Annotated in this window: 16 protein-coding genes; 9 read left to right on the top strand and 7 right to left on the bottom strand. The window is 63.4% G+C overall.

Annotated features, from left to right (window positions below):
• Positions 1-43: 43 nt before the first annotated feature.
• Positions 44-4945 carry an alpha-2-macroglobulin family protein gene (locus JFU04_RS02530; protein WP_201143458.1) on the top strand — a complete coding sequence of 1634 codons (4902 nt, stop codon included), beginning with the start codon at positions 44-46 and terminating at the stop codon, positions 4943-4945.
• 138 nt (positions 4946-5083) lie between these two features.
• Here the strand turns inward: JFU04_RS02530 and JFU04_RS02535 are convergent, their stop codons facing one another.
• Entirely contained in the window at positions 5084-5377 is a 294-nt protein-coding gene (locus JFU04_RS02535) for a hypothetical protein (protein ID WP_065900299.1), read from the bottom strand.
• Between the two features lie 234 nt (positions 5378-5611).
• Between JFU04_RS02535 and pbpC the strand changes: the two genes are divergently transcribed.
• The 6 genes from pbpC to JFU04_RS02565 all read left to right on the top strand — a co-directional run bounded on the left by pbpC (position 5612) and on the right by JFU04_RS02565 (position 12462).
• Positions 5612-7927 carry a peptidoglycan glycosyltransferase PbpC gene (gene pbpC / locus JFU04_RS02540; RefSeq protein ID WP_201143459.1) on the top strand — a complete coding sequence of 772 codons (2316 nt, stop codon included), beginning with the start codon at positions 5612-5614 and terminating at the stop codon, positions 7925-7927.
• A gap of 141 nt (positions 7928-8068) precedes the next feature.
• Positions 8069-8377: a MazG-like family protein gene (locus tag JFU04_RS02545; RefSeq protein ID WP_201143460.1), complete on the top strand. Its 309-nt coding sequence runs from the start codon at positions 8069-8071 to the stop codon at positions 8375-8377.
• Positions 8370-9119, top strand: coding sequence for a methyltransferase (locus tag JFU04_RS02550; protein ID WP_201143461.1), 750 nt, complete (start codon positions 8370-8372; stop codon positions 9117-9119). Before JFU04_RS02545 ends, JFU04_RS02550 begins: the two co-directional genes overlap by 8 nt.
• Before the next feature lie 24 nt (positions 9120-9143).
• Complete coding sequence (locus JFU04_RS02555) at positions 9144-9746, top strand: DUF4136 domain-containing protein (protein ID WP_065900305.1); 603 nt, start codon at positions 9144-9146, stop codon at positions 9744-9746.
• Positions 9747-9791: 45 nt separating this feature from the next.
• Positions 9792-10349, top strand: coding sequence for a DUF4136 domain-containing protein (locus tag JFU04_RS02560; RefSeq protein WP_065900307.1), 558 nt, complete (start codon positions 9792-9794; stop codon positions 10347-10349).
• A gap of 163 nt (positions 10350-10512) precedes the next feature.
• Positions 10513-12462 carry a pilus assembly protein TadG-related protein gene (locus JFU04_RS02565; protein WP_201143462.1) on the top strand — a complete coding sequence of 650 codons (1950 nt, stop codon included), beginning with the start codon at positions 10513-10515 and terminating at the stop codon, positions 12460-12462.
• Here the strand turns inward: JFU04_RS02565 and JFU04_RS02570 are convergent.
• Positions 12459-15188: a PAS domain-containing sensor histidine kinase gene (locus tag JFU04_RS02570; protein WP_201143463.1), complete on the bottom strand. Its 2730-nt coding sequence runs from the start codon at positions 15186-15188 to the stop codon at positions 12459-12461. The genes JFU04_RS02565 and JFU04_RS02570 overlap by 4 nt on opposite strands.
• A complete protein-coding gene (locus JFU04_RS02575) occupies positions 15185-15628 on the bottom strand; it encodes a TadE/TadG family type IV pilus assembly protein (protein WP_065900321.1) in 444 nt (147 codons plus the stop codon). Before JFU04_RS02575 ends, JFU04_RS02570 begins: the two co-directional genes overlap by 4 nt.
• 72 nt (positions 15629-15700) lie before the next feature.
• Here JFU04_RS02575 and JFU04_RS02580 point away from each other — a divergent pair, with 72 nt between their 5' ends.
• Together JFU04_RS02580 and JFU04_RS02585 are read left to right on the top strand one after the other, a co-directional pair.
• Positions 15701-16150 (top strand): prepilin peptidase, encoded by a 450-nt coding sequence (locus JFU04_RS02580; RefSeq protein ID WP_201143464.1) that lies wholly within the window; start codon positions 15701-15703, stop codon positions 16148-16150.
• A gap of 126 nt (positions 16151-16276) precedes the next feature.
• On the top strand, positions 16277-17062 hold the full coding sequence (locus JFU04_RS02585; protein WP_201143465.1) for a response regulator transcription factor: 786 nt from the start codon (positions 16277-16279) through the stop codon (positions 17060-17062).
• Positions 17063-17073: 11 nt separating this feature from the next.
• On the opposite strand, the gene JFU04_RS02590 is transcribed toward JFU04_RS02585, so the two are convergent.
• From JFU04_RS02590 to JFU04_RS02605, 4 genes are read right to left on the bottom strand one after another with little or no spacing between them, the layout of a single operon-like run.
• Entirely contained in the window at positions 17074-17331 is a 258-nt protein-coding gene (locus JFU04_RS02590; protein ID WP_065900329.1) for a DUF3613 domain-containing protein, read from the bottom strand.
• Between the two features lie 10 nt (positions 17332-17341).
• On the bottom strand, positions 17342-18052 hold the full coding sequence (locus JFU04_RS02595) for a tetratricopeptide repeat protein (protein ID WP_065900331.1): 711 nt from the start codon (positions 18050-18052) through the stop codon (positions 17342-17344).
• Positions 18053-18062: 10 nt separating this feature from the next.
• A complete protein-coding gene (locus JFU04_RS02600; RefSeq protein ID WP_201143466.1) occupies positions 18063-18950 on the bottom strand; it encodes a type II secretion system F family protein in 888 nt (295 codons plus the stop codon).
• Between the two features lies 1 nt (position 18951).
• The gene (locus tag JFU04_RS02605; RefSeq protein ID WP_120447548.1) at positions 18952-19833 is read right to left on the bottom strand and encodes a type II secretion system F family protein; all 882 of its coding nucleotides are present in this window, start codon (positions 19831-19833) and stop codon (positions 18952-18954) included.
• Between the last annotated feature and the right edge of the window lie 10 nt (positions 19834-19843).

A 19843-nucleotide genomic window follows, 5' to 3' on the forward strand; every position in this document is an offset into this window, starting at 1 on the left:
ATATATAGTTCACCCCTCGGATCCCTCTCACTACGAGTGCCCCATGCTTAACAAAGGACTGTTCCTGGCCTGTGCGCTGGCCCTGCTGAGCGCTTGCGACTCTTCCGATAAACCGGCAGCCCCGGCCGCTCCAGCAGCGGCGACGAGTACCGCACCGAAGCCGGCCAAGGCGGCGGTGGATGTGGCGGCATTGAAGCAGCGCTATGCGGGGCGTGAGTTGAGTGTGGTGGACGTCTCCGAGGTGCAGCTGGATGGCGCCAGCACCCTGTCGGTGAGCTTTTCGATTCCACTGGATCCCGAACAGAAATTCGCCGACAAACTGCATCTGGTCGATGCCAAGTCCGGCAAGGTCGATGGTGCCTGGGAACTCTCCGATAACCTGATGGAGCTGCGCCTGCGCCACCTGGAGCCGCAGCGCAAACTGGTGCTCACGGTCGATGCCGGGGTGAAGGCGGTCAACGACAACACACTTGCCGCCGAATACAGCGCGCGCCTGGAAACCCGTGATCTGCAAGCCACTGTCGGCTTCGCCAGCCGTGGCACCCTGCTGCCGACGCGCCTGGCCGAAGGCTTGCCGGTGATCGCGCTGAACGTCGACAAGATCGACGTCGAATTTTTCCGGATCAAGCCTGAATCGCTGCCGTCGTTTCTCGCGCAGTGGGGCCGCAACTCCAGCCTGCAAGGGTATGAATCGCGCGAACTGCTACCTATGGCCGACCTGGTCTACGGCGGGCGTTTCGACCTGAACCCTGCGCGCAATACCCGCGAAACCCTGTTGTTGCCGATCGCCGGCCTCAAGCCATTGCAGCAGCCGGGCGTTTACCTGGCGGTGATGCGCGCCTCGGGCACCTACAACTATTCGCAGCCGGCCACGTTGTTCACCTTGAGTGATATCGGCCTGTCGGTGCACCGCTATGCCAACCGCCTGGATGTGTTCACCCAGGCGCTCGAAGGCGGCAAGGCCCTGGACGGCGTCGACCTCGAAGTGCTGGATGCCAATGGCCGGGTGCTGGGCCAGGGCAAGACCGAGAAGGGTGGTCACGCCGAGTTGCCACTGCCGAAAAAAGCCCAGGTGCTGCTCGCCAAGCAAGGCGAACAGACCAGCCTGCTGCGCCTCGACAGCGCCGCGCTGGATCTGGCCGAGTTCGACATCGGCGGCCAGCCGTCCCACCCGTTGCAGTTCTTTGTGTTCGGCCCGCGCGATTTGTATCGCCCTGGCGAAACCGTGCTGCTCAACGCCCTGCTGCGCGACAAGGATGGCAACGCGGTCAAGCCGCAGCCGGTGAGCGTCGAAGTGCGTCGCCCGGATGAGCAGGTGAGCCGCAAGTTCGTGTGGGATGCCGATGCGTCCGGCCTGTATCAGTATCAACTGCAACTGGCGGGCGAAGCGCCGACCGGGCGCTGGCAACTGGTGTTCGACCTGGGTGACGGCAAGCCGCAGTTGTATGAGTTCCTTGTCGAAGACTTCCTGCCCGAGCGCCTGGCCCTGGAACTCAAGGGCAGCGACACGGCCCTGAGCCCGGCGGATAACCCGGTCATTCACGTCAATGGTCGCTACCTCTACGGCGCGCCGGCCTCGGGCAACCGGGTCAGCGGCCAGGTCTATGTGCGCCCGCTGCGTGAAGCGGTCAAGGCACTGCCGGGCTACCAGTTCGGTTCGGTCACCGAGGAAGAGCTGAGCCAGGACTTCGAGTTGGACGAAAGCGTCCTCGACGCCAAAGGCCAGGAAGATCTCACCCTGGAAAGCAAATGGGCCGACGCCAAGTCGCCGCTGCAATTGATCGTGCAAGCCAGCCTGCAAGAGTCGGGCGGGCGCCCGATCACCCGGCGCCTGGTGCAGCCGATCTGGCCGGCCGAACAGCTGCCGGGCCTGCGCGGGTTGTTTGACGGCAAGGAAACCAACGGCGACGGCCCGGCGGAATTCGAAGTGCTGGTGGCCAATCAGGACGGGCAGAAACTCGCCGCGCAAAACCTCAAGGTGCGCCTGGTGCGCGAGCGTCGTGACTACTACTGGAACTACTCCGACAGCGATGGCTGGAGCTATCACTACAACGAAAAATTTCTCAACCTCGACGAACAGACCCTGAACATCAAGGCCGGCGACACTGCCAAGGTCAGCTTCCAGGTGGAGTGGGGCCCATATCGCGTGGAGGTCGAAGACCCGCAGACCGGCCTGGTCAGCAGCCTGCGTTTCTGGGCCGGTTACCAGGCCCAGGACAATACCGAGGGCGGCGCCGTACGGCCCGACCAGGTCAAGCTGGCGTTGGACAAGCCTGCGTATGGCGACGGCGATACCGCCAACGTCACGGTCACGCCGCCGGCTGCCGGTAAAGGCTACCTGCTGGTGGAGTCCGCCGAAGGGCCGCTGTGGTGGCAGGAAATCGACGTGCCGGCCGAAGGCAAAAGCTTCGCGGTGAAGCTCGACCCGAAATGGTCACGCCATGATCTGTATGTGAGTGCGCTGGTGATTCGCCCCGGCGAGCGCAAAGCCAATATCACCCCTAAACGCGCGGTGGGCCTGCTGCACCTGCCGCTGGACCGCACCCAGCGCAAACTCGGCGTGACCCTGAGCGCGCCGGAAAAAATGCGTCCCAAACAACCGCTGACGGTAAAGATTGCCGCGAAGAATGCGGACGGCAGCGTGCCCAAACAGGTGCACGTGCTGGTGGCCGCGGTGGACGTGGGCATCCTCAATATCACCGAATACCCGACACCGGATCCGTATTCCAGCCTGTTCGGTCGCAAGGCCTATGGTGTCGACCAGTTCGACATCTACGGCCAATTGATCGAAGCCGGACAGGGCCGCCTGGCCAGCCTGGCCTTCGGTGGTGACGCGGCGCTGGCCAAGGGCGGCAAGCGTCCGGATACCAGCGTCACTATCGTTGCGCTGCAAAGCGCACCGGTGACCCTGAATGAGCAAGGCGAAGGCGAAGTCAGCGTCAATATTCCCGACTTCAACGGCGAGTTGCGCCTGATGGCCCAGGCCTGGAGCGATGACCGCTACGGCATGGCCGAGGGCAAGACGGTGATTGCCGCACCGCTGATTGCCGAACTGTCGGCTCCGCGCTTTCTCGCCGGAGGTGACCAGACCACGCTGGCGCTGGACCTGTCCAACCTGTCGGGCAAGGCGCAGAAGCTGGATGTACAACTGACTGCCGAAGGGCAATTGGAGCTGGTCAACAGCGGCGCGCAATCCGTCGAGCTCAAGCAGGGCCAGCGCACCACGCTGCGCATCCCGGTCAAAGCCTGGGGTGGCCTGGGCCAGGGCAAGGTCAAGGTCACCGTGAATGGCCTGGACCTGCCCGGCGAAAACCTGCCGCCGTTCAGCCGCGAATGGACCCTGGGCGTGCGCCCGGCGTATCCGGCACTGCTCAAGCATTATCGCGCGGTGCTCAAAAGCGAGCCGTGGAGCCTGCCCGCTGGCACGCTGGAGCAGTTCGATGCGTCGGGACGCGAGGCGTTGCTGAGTCTGTCGAGCCGACCGCCGTTGAACCTGGGTGCGCAGATCAGTGCGCTCAAGGCCTACCCCTATGGATGCCTGGAGCAAACCGCGAGTGGCTTGTACCCCTCGCTCTACGCCGACGACGCCTTGCTCAAGCGCCTGGGGGTGAAAGGCGAGCCGGATGCCGCGCGCAAACGCAAGATCGAGCTGGGCATCGAGCGCCTGCTGGGCATGCAGCGCTACAACGGCAGCTTTGGGCTGTGGGGCGCCGATGGTGAGGAAGAGTATTGGCTGACCGCGTATGTCACCGACTTCCTGCTGCGCGCCCGTGACCAGGGCTTTGCGGTTCCGCCCGAGGCCTTGAAGAAGGCCAGCGAACGCCTGCTGCGGTATGTGCAGGAACGTAACCTGATCGAAGTCGATTACAGCGACAACGCCGACCACACGCGTTTCGCCGTGCAGGCCTACGCCGGCATGGTCCTGGCGCGCAGTCAGCAGGCACCGTTGGGCGCGCTGCGGAGTATTTTCGAACGACGCAGCGAAGCACGTTCGGGGCTGCCGCTGGTGCAGCTGTCCATCGCCCTGCAGAAGATGGGCGATCAGCCGCGCGCCGACCAGGCGCTGCAGGCGGGGCTGGCAACCCAGCGCAGTGCCAATGAGTGGCTGGCCGATTACGGCAGCCCGCTGCGCGACCAGGCGATGATCCTGGCCTTGCTGGAAGAGAATGACCTGGCCAAGGGCAAGCGTGAGGAGCGCCTGTTCACACTGTCGGATCAGTTGGCGGCCAGCCCTTACCTGTCGACCCAGGAACGTAACTCGCTGTTCCTGGCCGGGCGTCTTGGGTTCGCGCAGCCCGAGGCGAACTGGCAGGTGTCGCTTACCGGCAGCGGCGGTGTGCAGGCGTTGAATAACCAGCAGTCGACCCTGGCGCTGGACGGCAAGCAGCTGTCCAGCGACCTGACCTTGAGCAATCAGGGCGACACGCCGGTGTACCAGCAACTGACACTGTCGGGTTATCCACAAGTGCCACCGGCAGCCGGTGGCGACAACCTGAGCATCCGCCGCGAATACCTCGGCATGAATGGTCAGCCGCTGAACCTGCGTACGCTGAACAGCGGTGACCTGGTGCTGGTGCACCTGGCGGTGAGCGCCAAGCAACGGGTGCCGGACGCGTTGGTGGTGGACTTGCTGCCCGCGGGCCTGGAGCTGGAAAACCAGAACCTGGCACAAAGCGCGGCAAGCCTGGAAAACGCCAGCAGCCAGGTCAAGGAGTGGCGTGAGTCGATGCAGAATGCATCGCTCAAGCATCAGGAATTCAGGGATGACCGCTATGTGGCGGCGATGAACCTCGACGGATATGGCACCACGCACCTGCTGTACCTGGCACGGGCGGTGACGCCGGGGACTTACCGGGTGCCGCCGCCGCAGGTGGAGTCGATGTATCGGCCGAACTGGCAGGCGGTGGGGGAGACGCCGGCGGATCTGGTGATCAAGGGGCGTTGAAGGTCTCGACCTGAAATGCACACTCAATGTGGGAGCGGGCTTGCTCGCGAAGGCGTAGGGTCAGTCAGCGTATTGGGTACTGACCCAGCGTCTTCGCGAGCAAGCCCGCTCCCACAAGGGTTTTTGGGTGTTTTTGGCTCAGTGGACGACCCAACTGAGGAGCCACAGGCCGAGCATCAGCCAAATGATGCCGAAGATGATCGAGGCGCGCATGAAGGCGCGTACGGCTGAGTACAGGAAGAGCAGGCCGACGATCAGGGTGAGGATGCTGATGATCGACGTGTCCATGCCCAGCGTGCGCGACAGGCCTTCGATAAAGTTGCCGCCCGCGTGGGTCAAGGCGCCGAACAACCCGCTGAGCCCGTCGACGATAAAGCGGATGACGGAGCCGAGCGCCTGGCCCAACCATTCGAAGAAGCTTTCTACCTGCATGTGTGTGTCCTGATAAGAAGGTGGGCGTATCTGTGCGTTGGTTGTTATTGCGACAGGCTAGTTCCGTGAAGCATAGAGGTTTGCAGGTTTAATAATGGGTTTCCTTTGTTTTTGGTGTACGCATTTCAGTATCGGGGCTGGCTTGTCGGGTCGCCGCCTTGCTGCGAGAGCGGTGGGCCTGTGACGCATTTACCCACTGAACCACCGCTATCGCCGGCAAGCCGGCTCCTACGGGTGTTGCGTTGGGGCTTGGGCGCCGTGGTGTTGCTGGTGGCGCTGCTGTGGCTGGCGGATCGGATCTGGCCGTTGCCGCTGCCCGAGGATGACCTGGCGCGGGTGGTGCTGGCTGAGGATGGCACGCCGTTGTGGCGGTTTGCCGATGCCAATGGTGTATGGCGCTACCCGGTGCAGACCGCCGAAGTGTCGCCGTATTACCTGGACGCATTGCTCACCTACGAAGACCGCTGGTTTTATCAGCACCCCGGGGTGAACCCGTTGGCGCTGGTGCGGGCGACGTGGCAGAACCTGACGGGCGCGCGCGTGGTGTCCGGCGGCAGCACCTTGTCGATGCAGGTCGCGCGCCTGCTCGACCCCCACTCGCGGACTTTCCACGGCAAGCTGCGCCAGTTATGGCGCACGGCGCAGTTGGAGTGGCACCTGTCCAAGGAACAGATCCTCAACCTGTACCTGAACCGCGCGCCGTTTGGCGGCACGTTGCAGGGCGTGGCTGCCGCCAGTTGGGCGTACCTGGGTAAATCGCCGGCGCAGCTGACGCATGCCGAAGCCGCCCTGCTCGCGGTGTTGCCCCAGGCACCCAGCCGCTTGCGTCCCGACCGTCACCCGCAGCGCGCCCAGGAAGCCCGCGACAAGGTGCTGCTTCGCCTCGCCGAGTTCCAGGTATGGCCGCAGCCGGCGGTGGACGAAGCTCTCGAAGAACCGTTGCTGCTCGCCCCGCGCCTGGAACCGAGCCTGGCGCCCTTGCTCGCTCGGCGCCTGAACCGTCCGGACAGCCCGCCGCTGATCCGCACCACCCTGGATGCCACCCTGCAACGCCGGCTCGAAGACCTGCTGCTGGGCTGGCGCGCGCGCCTGCCGGAACACACCTCCGCCGCCATCCTGGTGGTGGAAGAGGAAACCATGGCCGTGCGCGCCTACCTGGGCTCGGTGGATATCAACGACACCAAGCGCTTCGGCCATGTGGACATGATCAGCGCGCTGCGCTCGCCAGGCTCCACGTTGAAACCCTTCCTGTATGGCATGGCCCTGGACGACGGGCTGATTCATTCCGAATCGCTGTTGCAGGACGTGCCCCGACGTTACGGCGATTACCGGCCGGGCAACTTCTCCATGGGGTTCACCGGCGCGGTGCCGGCGAGCACGGCGCTGTCCAGCTCGCTGAATTTGCCCGCGGTGCAGTTGTTGGAAGCCTACGGGCCCAAGCGCTTTGCCGCGCAAATGCGTATCGGCGGTGTGCCCTTGGCCTTGCCGGCGTTGGCCGAGCCCAACCTGGCGTTGATCCTGGGCGGCGCGGGCAGTCGCCTCGAAGACCTGGTCAGCGGCTACAGTGCCTTCGCCCGGGATGGTAAGAGCGCCACTCTCCGTTTACAGCCGGACGATACGCTCAGAGAGCGGCCAATGTTGTCGCCAGGATCCGCCTGGATCATCCGCCGCATCCTCAGCGGCCAGGCACGGCCCGACCGTGACCCGCGCGCCGAACTGGTACAGCGCCCGGTATTGGCCTGGAAAACCGGCACCAGCTACGGTTTTCGCGATGCCTGGGCGATTGGTGTAGGGCCGCGCTATTTGATCGGCGTGTGGATCGGTCGTCCGGACGGCACGCCGGTGCCGGGGCAGTTCGGCCTCGCGTCGGCGGCGCCGTTGATGCTGCAGGTGCACGATGTACTGACCAACCGCGACAGCCAGCGCGGTATCAGCGCAGCGGTCAAACCGGTGCCGGCCAATGTCGGCGTGGCCGCGATCTGTTGGCCACTGGGCCAGCCCATGAGCCGCAGCGACCCTAATTGCCGTCGCCAGCGGTTTGCCTGGACGCTGGACAACACCACGCCGCCGACCTTGCAGGCGTTGGATCAACCGTTGAGCGTAGGCTTGATGGAAAGCGTCTGGGTCAATGCCAAGGGCCTGCGAGTGGATGCCCATTGCCCTGGCGCGGTGGCGAAAAACATTGCCTTGTGGCCGGCGCCGCTGGAACCCTGGCTGCCCAGGGCGGAGCGTCGTGAAGCGCGGATTCCGCCGGCCGACCCTGATTGCCCGCCACCGGCCTTGGCCGCTTCGTCGCCGCTGTCCATCGTCGGCGTGCGCGAAGGTGACCAATTGCGCCTGCCGGCCGCCAGCCAACAAGCCCTGCGCCTGAAACTCTCCGCCCTGGGCGGCAGTGGCCGGCGCTGGTGGTTCCTCAATGGCGCACCGTTGGGTGACAGCGCCAACCAGGAATTTATCAATGCCAGCTTCGAGCACCTGGGCCGCTACCAGCTCAGCGTTCTCGACGAAGCCGGACAGACCGCCCGGCTCGAATTCAGCGTCGTCGACTGAACCGCCATCGCCGGTAAGCCGGCTCCTACAGGGGAATGCATTCCAAACCGTAGGAGCCGGCTTGCCGGTGATAGCGCCCCAAAGGTTCACTTGCCTTCAAAGCCATTCCCCCCGAAGCTATCCACCTTCAGGAGCCCCCGCATGAACCTCGAACACCTCACCGAACGCCTGCACCGCATTCGCGATACCAACGACTGGAAGCAGTTCCACAGCCCGAAAAACCTGGCCATGGCCGCCAGCGTGGAAATGGCCGAACTGGTCGAAATCTTCCAATGGCTGACCGAAGACCAGTCCCGCCAGTTGCCTGCCGACACACTCGCCCACGCCGGGCAGGAAGTCGGCGATATCGTGCTGTACCTGTTGTTGCTGTGCAGTGAGCTGGGCCTGGACATGAACGAGGTGGTGCGCGCCAAGCTGGCCGACAGTGAACAGCGGTTCGCCCATGAGTGACCGCCATTTCGACCAGTTGGCCACGCGCTTCGCCGAAAAGATCTACGGCGGCGCCAAAGGCGCGATTCGCCTGGCGGTACTCCAGGCCGACCTGGCCGAAGCGCTGCCGGACCGCCCGCTGCGTGTGCTGGATATCGGCGCGGGCCTTGGGCACATGTCGCTGTGGCTGGCCGAGCGCGGTCATCAGGTGACCCTGGCCGAACCCGCCGAGCCGATGCTCGAGGGCGCACGCCAACGGTTTGCCGAGGCCGGACAAACGGCGACCTTCATCCATGCGCCCTGGCAAGACCTGCTGGGCCAACTGACCGAACCCTACGACCTGGTGCTGTGCCATGCCGTGCTGGAGTGGTTGGCCGAACCCCACGCCATCCTGCCGGTGCTGCACCAGCTCACGGTGCCTGGCGGCTGGCTGTCGCTGGCGTTCTACAACCGTGATGCGCTGATTTATCGCAATCTGCTCAAGGGCCACTTCCGCAAAATGCGCAAGAATGACCTGGCCGGCGAAAAGCAGAGCCTGACCCCGCAACAACCGCTGGACCCACGTGAGTTGGCGGCGCAACTCGAGGGGCTTTGGCAGGTCGAAAGCCAGAGTGGCGTGCGGGTTTTCCACGACTATATGCCGGTGGAATTCCAGGCCCGCGCGGATTTACAGGACCTTGTAGAGATGGAACTCGCTCACCGTCGTCACCCAAGCTTTGCCGGACTTGGGCGTTATTTGCACTGGATCTGCCGTCCGGTATAAGCGGCCCAGTCTGCGGAGGTCGAAATGCGTCGTCTCTGTTTGATCCTGTTGTCCCTTGGGCTGGGCGCCTGTTCCAGTCCCAACCCTTATGTGGCTGCTTCAGCGCCGATCCCGCCCGCCCCCGCGCAGGCAGCCAACACCTTCGATGCCAGCGCCTACCCGGCGCCGGTGCGTGACTATGGCGCCTATCGCAATTGGGCCTGGCGCAACGGCCAACTGCCGGCCGGCACAGCCTGGGCGGATTCGGCGCAAATTGCCGAGGCGGTCAGCGGCGCCCTTGACCAGCGCGGCCTGCGGCCCTTGCACGACAGCCGTCCGGCGGACCTGTTCGTGAGCGCCGATGTGCGCCTGGAGAAGCGCCTCAAGCAAGTCCAGGATGACTACGGCTATGGTTACGGCGGCTACAACCGCTATGGCAATGGCTATGGCATGTACAACTCCGTGCCGATCGTGCGCACCTATGAAGTCCAGGTGGTGGTGGTTCGCGTCAATCTGTTCGATGCCCGCACGGGCCAGCCGGTGTGGAGTGCAAGCGCGGAGACGGGCAGCCAGGGAAGCCTCAGTGAGCGGGGAGATGCCTTGCGCCAGGCGGTGCAGAAGGCAATGACGGCCTATCCTCCGAGTTAACAGCTATTCTCATTTCAAGTGCAGGTCGCTCTTTGGAGAACAACCATGTTTCGTCGTATCGCTACGCTCGCGTTTGTTGTGCTGCTGGGCGGTTGCCAGAATACCCAGGTCAACCACGATTTTGATGCCAGCCGGGACTTCGGCGCCTACCGCAGCTGGGCCTGGAAAGACCCGGCGCTGCAATACCGCCCGGATGATCCACGGATCAAGAGCGACCTTACCGAGCAACGCATTCGCCAGGCGGTGGGTGAGCAACTCGACCAGCGCGGCCTGCGCCCGGCTGCGGCCGGCACCAAGGCTGACTTGAGCGTGCAGGCCTATCTCATCGTCGAGGACCGCCAGCAGCAAGTCACCACCAACTACGGCGGCGCCTGGGGTGGCCCCTGGAATGGCTACTGGGGCGGGCCGATGTACAACGAAACCCGCAACGTGACTTACAAAGTCGCCACCATCCAGATCGATCTGCTCGACGGCAAGGACGGCAAGCTGGTGTGGCGCGGCAGTGACGAGCAAATGATGGCCACCTCCCCAAACCCGCAGGACCGCGACAAAGCCATCCGTACCACGGTCAATCGCGTCCTCTCCAGCTATCCCCCTCACTAAAAACCACCACCTACCTCATGGGGGAGCAGGCTTGCTCCCCCATGAGGCCTTCTGCAGCCGGTGAATTCCCGTTAGTCACCCGGGTGGCGCCGGGCCAGCGCACCCTCCAAGCCTTGTCTACACTTCACACCAACTACGGAGAGTAAGCGCTAAGGAGTGCCTGATGTCTCCCCGACTTGGTTCCCGGCAGCGTGGTGCAATTGGCTTGATGGCGGCGGGTACCCTGGCGGTAGCCCTGGTGTTCATGCTGCTGGCAGTGGACAGCGGTCGCTTGTATATGGAAAAGCGCCGGCTGCAGTCCATCGCCGACACTGCTGCCCTGGAAGCCGCCGGCCGTGGCGGCCTGTGCACGCCTTCGACTACCGCCAATGACTATGCGGTGCAGAACGCCACCCGCAATGGTTTCACCGTGGTTGCGGGCGACACCAGTCGTGGCTTGGCAGTTACCTGCGGCTCGCTGGTGACCAATGCCAGCAATGTCCGCGTGTTTAGCGCCGACCCCACAAAAAACGATGCCGTGCGGGTGATCGCCACGCGCAGCGTGGTGACCAGCATCGCCAGTGGTCTCTGGAACATGTTCAGCGGCGTGCCGGTGTCCACCCAGATGACCTTGAGCGCGACCGCCGTGGCTGCGTATGCACCGCCGGTGGCACAGCTGACAATCCGCAGCAGCCTGGTGTCGGTGGATTCCACGAAGTCACCGCTATTGAACCTGGTCATCGGCAATCTGCTGGGTGGCAGCTTGTCGATCACCGCAGCCGGCTGGAATGGCATCCTTCAAACCAATGTGAACCTGTTGAGTTACCTCAACCAGTTGGCGATCAACCTGGGCGTGACAGCGGGTGACTACACCACGTTGCTGAACACCGCCGTGTCCGCCACCGACCTGATCAATGCCGCGGTGATGGTGCTGCAGCAGAATGGCTCGGCGGTCCAGGCGGTCGTCAACGACGTGCTATCAATCAAGGCCATCGCCCCCAATAGCAAGGTGCTGACAGTCGGCAGCCTGCTGAATGTGGCGACCGGTACGCCGGCGGCCGCGTTGAATTCCAGCGTGCAGCTGTTTCAACTGCTGGAGACGGTAGCGCAATTGTCCAATAGCAAGACCGCCGTCAGCGTGGCTACGCAGGTGAACATTCCCGTCGTGGGGAGCGTCTCGATTCAGACCCAAGTGATCCAGCCTCCGCAAATGTCGGCGATTGGCAATCCCGTGCTGGCGAAGGCCGGGCTGGCCAACACCCCCCCCACCAATCAGATTTTTGTGCGCACCGCGCAAGTCAGGACATTGGTGGTTGTGCAGGCGCCGATACTCAAGGTGGTCTCCGGGGTTTCCTCGATTTTGAGCGGGCTGACGACACCGGTATCCAAGGTTGTCGGCGGGCTGCTGAATCTGAATCTGCCGGCAGTGGTCGGGGGCGTGTTGTGCCTGGTGGCGTGTAATGTCACTGACGTCGATATCACTCAGTCCTTGTCCATCTACATCGAGGCGGCCAGCGCGCAAAGCTACGTGACGGACTTCACCTGCACCACGCCGGCTACCAAGTCGTTGACGGTGAAGACCACCACCTCACTCGCGACCCTGGGTGTGGGCTATGTTGACCCGGTTGCGGCGTTTTCCTCAAAGGCACCGGTCAGCGTGCAACCCATCAGGCTGATCGATTTTGGCGAGCGCTATTGCGTGGTCCTGACCCTGCTCTGCGGCCCGCGTACCGCCGGTGTAGGCGGGGGCCTGAATTTAATGGCGCTGTCCACGGTGGCTGCGCAAACCAACTCGATGGTGTTTTTACCGGTGGCCGAAATGAACGCGACGCCGACTTACCAAAACGCCCCCGGCACCACCAATATCATCAATAGCCTGGGGGCGACCTTGAGCGGCTTGCAGGTTACCTATGTGCCACCCAGTGGCAGCACGCCCGGCGCGGCGAACGGCACGGTCACCACTGCCCTGGCGAGCATCGTCAGTTCGGTGATCAGCCTGGTCCAGACCGTGTTGGCACCAGTCCTCGACCCCATCGTCAACACGCTGCTCTCGGCCCTCGGCATCAGCCTGGGCAACGCCGAAGTCGGCGCCAACCTCACCTGCCACATGGGCCGCGCCTACCTGGTGATCTAACCTGGCTGGACCACCGGCAGTTCCACACAAAACCGCGCGCCTTGCTCGCCATTGGTGACGCTCAGCCGTCCGCCCATGTTTTCCACAATCCCATAGCTCACCGACAACCCCAACCCGGTGCCGACGCCAATGGGCTTGGTGGTAAAAAACGGCTCGAAAATCCGCTCCAGCAAGCGTGGGTCGATGCCGCCGCCGTTGTCCTCGACCCAAATGCGTACGTGCCGGCTGTCGTGCTCGCAGTGCACGGCGATCCACGGGCGGAACTGCGGGTTGTTTTCACGTTTGCCCAGCAGCGCATCACGGGCGTTGACCATCAGGTTGATCAGCACCTGCTCAAGCTGGTCGGCGTAGCCTTTGACCTGCACGCTGAAGTCCGCCGGGGTGACGCGCAGGTCCACGCCCTTGCCGCGCAGCCCTTCGCCGAGCAGCGACAGCGTGCCCTCCACGGCCTGGGAGGGGTCGAAGGGCTGCTGTTCGATTTCCGAGCGGCGGCCAAACACGCGCATATGGTCCACCACACGCGCCGCGCGTTGGACCTGGGCGTCGATGCGCTGGAGCTTTTCCGTCAGGTAGTCGATCTGCGCGTCGCCGTTGCCCAGGCGCTTGAGCACATTGACGATGGCCATGCGCATTACATTCAGCGGCTGGTTGATCTCGTGGGCCAGGCCCGTGGCCATTTCCCCGAGGGTGGCCATCTTCGCGCTCTGTGTCAGTTGTTGCTGGGAGCGACGTACCTCAGTGTTATCGCGGCCAACGGCCTGCACTTCCACCAATACGCCTTGCTCATCGAATACACCACGGTCGGACCACACCCACCAGGCATGTTCACGACCCGGCAGTTGCAGGCTGATTTCGGCGGTGCTCACCGGGAATTCCGGGGTCAGTTGGCGGATGCGCTGGATAAATGCCTGGCGCTGTTCGTCCGACAACCAATCACCGAGGTGAAGCCCCGGCAGTTGCTCTGGCCGGCACTCCAGGTAGTTGGCCAGTGGCGTGTTGCCGAAGGTCAGGGTCAAGTCCGGGCGATAGCGGCAGATCATCGCCGGCGAGTCTTCCACCAGGATGCGATAGCGTTCTTCGCTCTGCTTGATCTGCTCGGCGGCCAGAGTCGCCTCGGTCACGTCGAGCCACAGCCCGACAGCTTCTACCGGCAGGCCCAGGTCATCGCGCAGCAACTTGGCCTCGTCGAGCAGCCAATGGTAGGCACCCTGCTTGTCACGCACCCGGTAGCGACTGCGCACATTGCCTTCGCGCAGCAGTTGGCGGGTGCGATCAAAGTACAGGTCGCGGTCTTCGGGGTGGATCAGTGCGGCCAGGCTGTCATGGCTGCAATCGTCCAGGGTCCAGCCCAGCACGGGCAGCAGGCTGTCGCTGAAGAAGGCCGGGTGCAACGCGCCGCCGACGTAGCGCTGTACATAGATCACCGCCGGAGAACTCGCGATCAGGTTGTCCAGGCGCGCATGGGCGGCGGCGGCTTGCAATTGCTGGTTCTTGATGTCGCTGATGTCGAGCATGAAGCCGATCCAGCGCCGACTGTCGCCCGTGCCCAGCACCTGGCCCTGCACGCGATACCAGAGCGGCTGGTCGGCGTCGGTGCGTTGCAGGCGGACGCTGGTCAGCAGGGGTTTGCCCAGGGCCTGCAAATCCTGCAGGCGGCTGTTGAGTTCCTGGCGATCGGCGGGATGAATCAGCTCCAGCCACAGGCCCAGCGCCTGGCGCGTCGCGCCGTCTTCCTGGCCGAGGCTGCGCAACAGGCTCGGGGCTAGTTGGATTTCCTCGGTGGCGGGCAGCAGTTCCCACCAACCGGTGCCAAGCAGGCCTTGCAGGGCTTCCATGCGTTCCAGTTGTTGGTGCGCGCGCTGTTCGCGCAAGCGGCTGAGCAACGGTGCGGCGAGGGCGGCGGCAAGGTCCAGCCAGTCGCGTTCGCGGGTCTGCGGCTCGCCGATGTAGCAACCGCACAGCAGCCAGGCGGCAACGCCCTCGGCGTCGCGATACGGCACCAGCAACCCGTCGGCATGGCCGAAGAGGCTGAGCAGGCGCGGGTGATCATTGTGTGCCTCGGCCAGGCTCAGCGATACGTTGCCGTTGACGCCGTCCAGGCCGGTGCCGACGTGCTGGCCGGTTTGCCACAGGGCCGGTGCGTCATGGGCGGTGTATTGGCTGTAGATCCGCCAACCCCGCTCGTCGTCATCCGGCACTGCCAGGGCAACACAGGGGATTCGCCAGTGCTGTGCCAGGCTGCGCAGCTGCTCGGTGACCATGTCGGGCAAGCGACCCAGGCTGCAGACGCGCAACTGCTCGCTCATGCGGCCAGCCAGTTGGTGGTTCTGCTCGCGCTGCCCGGCCTGTTGCCTGCCGGTCAGCAAGTCACCGATGTCGAGCAAGCGCAGGATCCAGCCGTCACCCTCTGGCTCGACCCAGCCGCGGGTATGCAGCACCTGCCCGATGCCCTGGAAATCCAGGTCGAGGCTTTGACGTTGCCAGTCGGCGGGGTGGCCTTCGACGCTCAGAGCGCTGCCGGCACACAGCAGGTCTCGCAATAATGGCCGGGCTTCGGCCACGCCCTGTGCGGCCAATTGCTGACGCAGCGTGCCGCTGAGGCTGACGACACGGCCTTGGTCATCCAGTCGCACATGCAGCCCGGCAGCCGGCACCGCTTGCGGCTCGAGAACCTGCGGGCGGGTGCGGCCCGACAGGCGCCCGAAAAGGTTATCCCCCGCGGTCAAAACTGGATACTCGAACTGGCCGTCAGGTTGGTCGGCAGGCTCGGTACGTTGCCTATGCCGGGGATCACCAGGGCCGGGAATACCGAGTTGAGGTTGGCACTGGGGTAGGTGATCGCGACGGTCAGCGTGGTGCCGGTGTAGGTGGCACTGACGAAGGAGGGCTGGAACTGGAAGCTTGCGGGGATCCAGCTCAATTGCGCGGCGACGGTATCTTTCGCGCGCTGGGTGACCTGCGTCGGGTAGGCGGTTCCGGCCGCGACCGGGTCTATCGACATGGCCTGGCGCACCGCCTCGGCGGCGGCCTGGTTGAATGACTGCATCAATAACAGCGGCAGGCTATAGCTGACCAACCCATAAAACACAGCAAAGAAGATCCCGAAGACCAGGGCGAACTCGATCGCCGCAGCACCTTTTTGCTTTCTGGGGAGGCCTGTTTTCATGACTGCGTCTACCCTGACGGCTACTACCTGATATCAGCATAGAATCAATCAGCAAAAAGGGATGTTTTTTACGTGATCCATGGCGTGGTGATAGTGCTCTGGCTGGGGCTCTGTGCGGTGCAGGATATGCGTCAGCGACAGATCGCCAATGGGTTGACCTTGGGGGTTGGGCTGCTGGCCTTACTTTATTTGAGCTGGACGGGTGTCACCTGGCTGGGTGCGCCGGCGAAGGAGGGTGGCTGGGCGTTTGCCCTGGCGCTGTTGTTGGGCCTGCCGGGCTATGTGCTGGGACGCTTTGGCGCGGGCGATGTAAAGCTGTTGGCCGCGTTGGGAATGGCCACCACCGTGGACCCTTTGTTGTGGTCGTTGATCGGCGCTGCACCCGTCCTGGGCGCGTGGCTGCTTATCCATCAATGGGTTAGTGCGCGCCATGCGAAACCGGGCGTGGAGGCGTCAAAAAAACAGCCTTTTGCGCCGTTTTTATTGACAGGTTTTGCACTGTATTTATTTTGGATCCATTAGTCGCACAAGGCCTTTATCGCTATGTACATAGTCATAAAGTAGGTCTACGTTTATTGAGTAGATGTATAGGATTCTTCGTCGAAAGGGATAGGTCAATCTATTGGCTTTCCAGGCATGGAGTAGCGCGTGAACAAGCTCACATCGGCAGTAAAAGTGCTCGTGGTCGACGATCAGCCGCTGATCGTGGAAGAGCTCTGCGAATTTCTCGAAAACAGTGGTTATCGTTGTGTCCCGTGTGAGTCGAGCCGCCACGCCTTGAAGCGTTTCACCGAAGACGCCGAGATCGGCCTGGTGCTGTGTGATCTGCACATGCCCGACATGGATGGCATCGAACTGGTCCAGGCCATGCAAAAGGTGGCCGGCAAGCAGCGCGCGTTCGAAGCGATCATGCTCACCGGACGTGCCGACAAGCAGGACGTGATCAAGGCCCTGCGCGCGGGCATCTCCGATTACTACCAGAAGCCGATCAACCTCGATGAATTGCTCGAAGGCCTGCAACGCCAGGAAGCGGCGTTGGAGGAGCGGCAAAAAGAGCTGCAACTGGGGCACCTGAACCAGAAGCTGCAGTACCTTTCCGAGTCGATCAATGACTTGTACCAGGACCTCGACAAGGTACGTCGCAGCCCGAATGCAGGGCTGTCCGACGATGGCGAGTCAGCCGAAGAGGCCGGGCCGGTGGAAATCCCGACCATCTTCAATCAGCTCTCGCCCCGTCAGCTGGACGTGGCGCGGCTGGTGGGCAAGGGCCAGACCAACTATCAGATTGCCTGCGAGCTGGGCATCACCGAAAACACGGTCAAGCTGTATGTGTCCCAGGTATTGCGCCTGACCCATATGCATAACCGCACCCAACTGGCATTGGCGTTGTCGCCGAACAATTCGGCAATGCGCCAGCGGGTGACGGCCCACTGACGCGCGCAGCGTTATTGACTCTTCCCGCCTTTGGATGACGCTTCGAAGAACTCCGGAATCGGATGCTTGTTGCTGTCGAGCCAACGCTGCATGGCCTGCTCCCTTTCGGTGGGCGTGGTCTTTTGCGGTGTCGGCGAGGCCGCTCGGCCATTGATCTGCAGCGCCATCCAGTTCTCCGTCTCTGCCTGCTGTGGAGACGAAGGGCCGGGTGGAATGGCCACCGCGCTCAGCGGCAGCAACGCCAGGTAAACCAGGTAATAGGCTTTCATCGTCGACTCCTTATTTGATGGTCACCGGCAGTGCATCACTGACTGCCGCGACGTTGCGTGCTGCCGCGCTGGACTCCTTGAGTTTCACCGCGCGAGCCTGGGCCTCGGTGACCTGTTCGGGGCTCAGGCCCAACTGGCTGACCACTTTGGCCGCTTGCCCCCAGTCATCCTGATAGATCAGCAAAGTCACCAGGTTCACGGCCGCCAACGGTTCGCCCTGCTTGAGTTCGATGGCCGTCATGAACTCGAAGCGCGCGTCTTCAAGGCGCAATTGGTTGAGGTACACCACCCCCAGGTCATTGCGGATTTTTTCGTCGGTAGGTGCCAGGCGTGCAGCCCTTTGCAGGTGGGCCATCGCCTGGCCGTTGTCACCCTTGGCGGCGGCCAGTTGTCCCAGGCCGTGCTCGCCCTCGGCCGTCATGCAGGTGCCGAGCAGGCTGCGGTACAACGGCTCAGCCTCGCTGCGGCCCAACAAACGGTAGTTACGCGCCTTGCGCTGGCGCACCTGGGGCAAGGTGTCCGGCAGGTTCTGCAGGTTGGCCAGGCTGGCGTGCAGCTTGCCTTCGTTGGCGAGGTCATCGGACAGGTTCAACGCCAGTTCCTGGTCGGCGCTGGGCTTGCTGCAACTGCCGGGTGTGGTCAACGCCGCCCAGGGCGATTGACCGTTGGTGGCGCATCCACCGAGCATCAACAGGGCCAGGCCGGCGATCAGTACTTTCATCAGGGCTTCCTCAAAAGTGGCTCAAGGCGCGGGCGATGCCGATAAAGGCGGGGCCGCCGAGCACGATCAGCAAGGCTGGAAACAGAAACACCATCATCACCACCGACATTTTTGCCGACATCTTCGAAATGTATTCCTGCAGGCGGGTCAGCCGGCGGTCATCCAGCAATTGCTTGAGCGCCAGCAGGGATTTCATCGCGCCGCCGCCTTGCTGGATCAATTGCTGAAGGATGATGCAGGTGTCGGTGAACTCGTCCACTTCAAGCAGGCGGGCGGTCTTGCCCAGTTCTTCGCCCAGCTCCAGGCCGGAATCGACCCGGGCCAGGATCAGGCGCAGCTCGTGGGTGAGGCTCGGCAGTAAGCGCTGCGCGTCGTTACCCAGCACGCGCAGAGACTGTTCAACCGCCATGCCCGATTCGAACAGGATGCGCAGCAGTGGAATGAAGGTGGCGATCTCTCTGGCGATCCGCTGCTGGCGGTATTTGGCGGCCGCGGCGAGTACGCGCTTGGGCAGCAGGTAGCCGATGCCCAGGGCAATCGCGGGGGCAATCCACACAGGGGCGGCCTGCGGGAAAAACAGCTCCTGGCCGAGGAAGGTCAGGCCCATTAATACAATCGGCACGCCGACCTGGAAGGCTGCAAACAGCGAGCGCTGGCTGGCTTTACGCCAACCGACCCGGTTGAGCAGCACCTGGGTTTCATTGTCCAGGCTGACCGAGCGCTGGGCCAGGCTGCTGCCGCCGAGTTGGCGCATGAACGCGCCGATTTTGTCATCGCTGCCGGTCCGCCCCTGCAACCGTTCGGAGACGCGGCGATCGCGCCGGCGATGCTCAAGGACCTGGCCACCCACCAGCACCAGGGCGGCAAGGAACATCAAGGCGCCAGCCAGAAGCACCATCTCAGACACTCCTCAGCATGCGCCACATGGCGAAGGTGCCTGTCAGGTCCATCGCGAGGGCGACGAACAGCAGGGTGCGCCCGGTGTCGTCGTTCCACATGGTCAACAGGTAGCCGGGGTTGACCAGCATGAAGTAACTCACCAGCAAAATGGGCAAGCCACCCAGCAGGTACGCGGTCATGCGGGTTTCACCGGTCATGGCCTTGAGTTGACGGGCTCCCTGTTCGCGCTCGCGAATCATCTTGATCAGGTTTTCCAGCAGTTCGCTGGCGTTGCCGCCGTAGCGATGGTTGACCTTCAGGCCCAGGGCAAACAGGCGAAATTCGTCCTGTTCATAGAATTCGGCAAAGTCACTCGCCGAGTCCGGCAGGCTCACGCCCATGCGCACGTTGCGCTGCACACGGCCCATGGCCTCCTTGAGCGGGTTATCAATATTCTCGATACCGCCCAATACGGCGTCGGCCAGGGTCCTGCCGGATTTCAGGCTGCGTACGCTGTGGTCCAGCAACTGTGGCAACTGTTCGACCATGCGTTGTACCCGCCGCTGGTAACGCCAGCTGATGTAGACGCGCAACAGAATGGGCGGGCCCAGCACCATCACTGCGAGGCCCAGCCCGTCGGCGATCAGGTAGCCGAACAACGCGCCGACGATCCAAGCGCTGAGCCACAGGCCCAGGCGATCAGTCGGCTTGCCCAGCCCCGCGCGCAGAAACATGCGCTCAAGGCCAGACCAGCGAGTGGGTTCTTCGCGGGCCTCGGGTTGGCCGTCGCCGAGGCGCTCCAGCACGCGGTCAGTCTGGGCCTTGCGCAGGCCGTGCTGAAACTGCCAGAGCGACAGCCCGATCAGCAGCAGGCAAAAAAGCAGCAACATAGGTCCGGTCATCAGGCGCCCC

The organism is Pseudomonas sp. TH21 (genome assembly GCF_016651025.1).
Classification (GTDB): domain Bacteria; phylum Pseudomonadota; class Gammaproteobacteria; order Pseudomonadales; family Pseudomonadaceae; genus Aquipseudomonas; species Aquipseudomonas aylmerensis.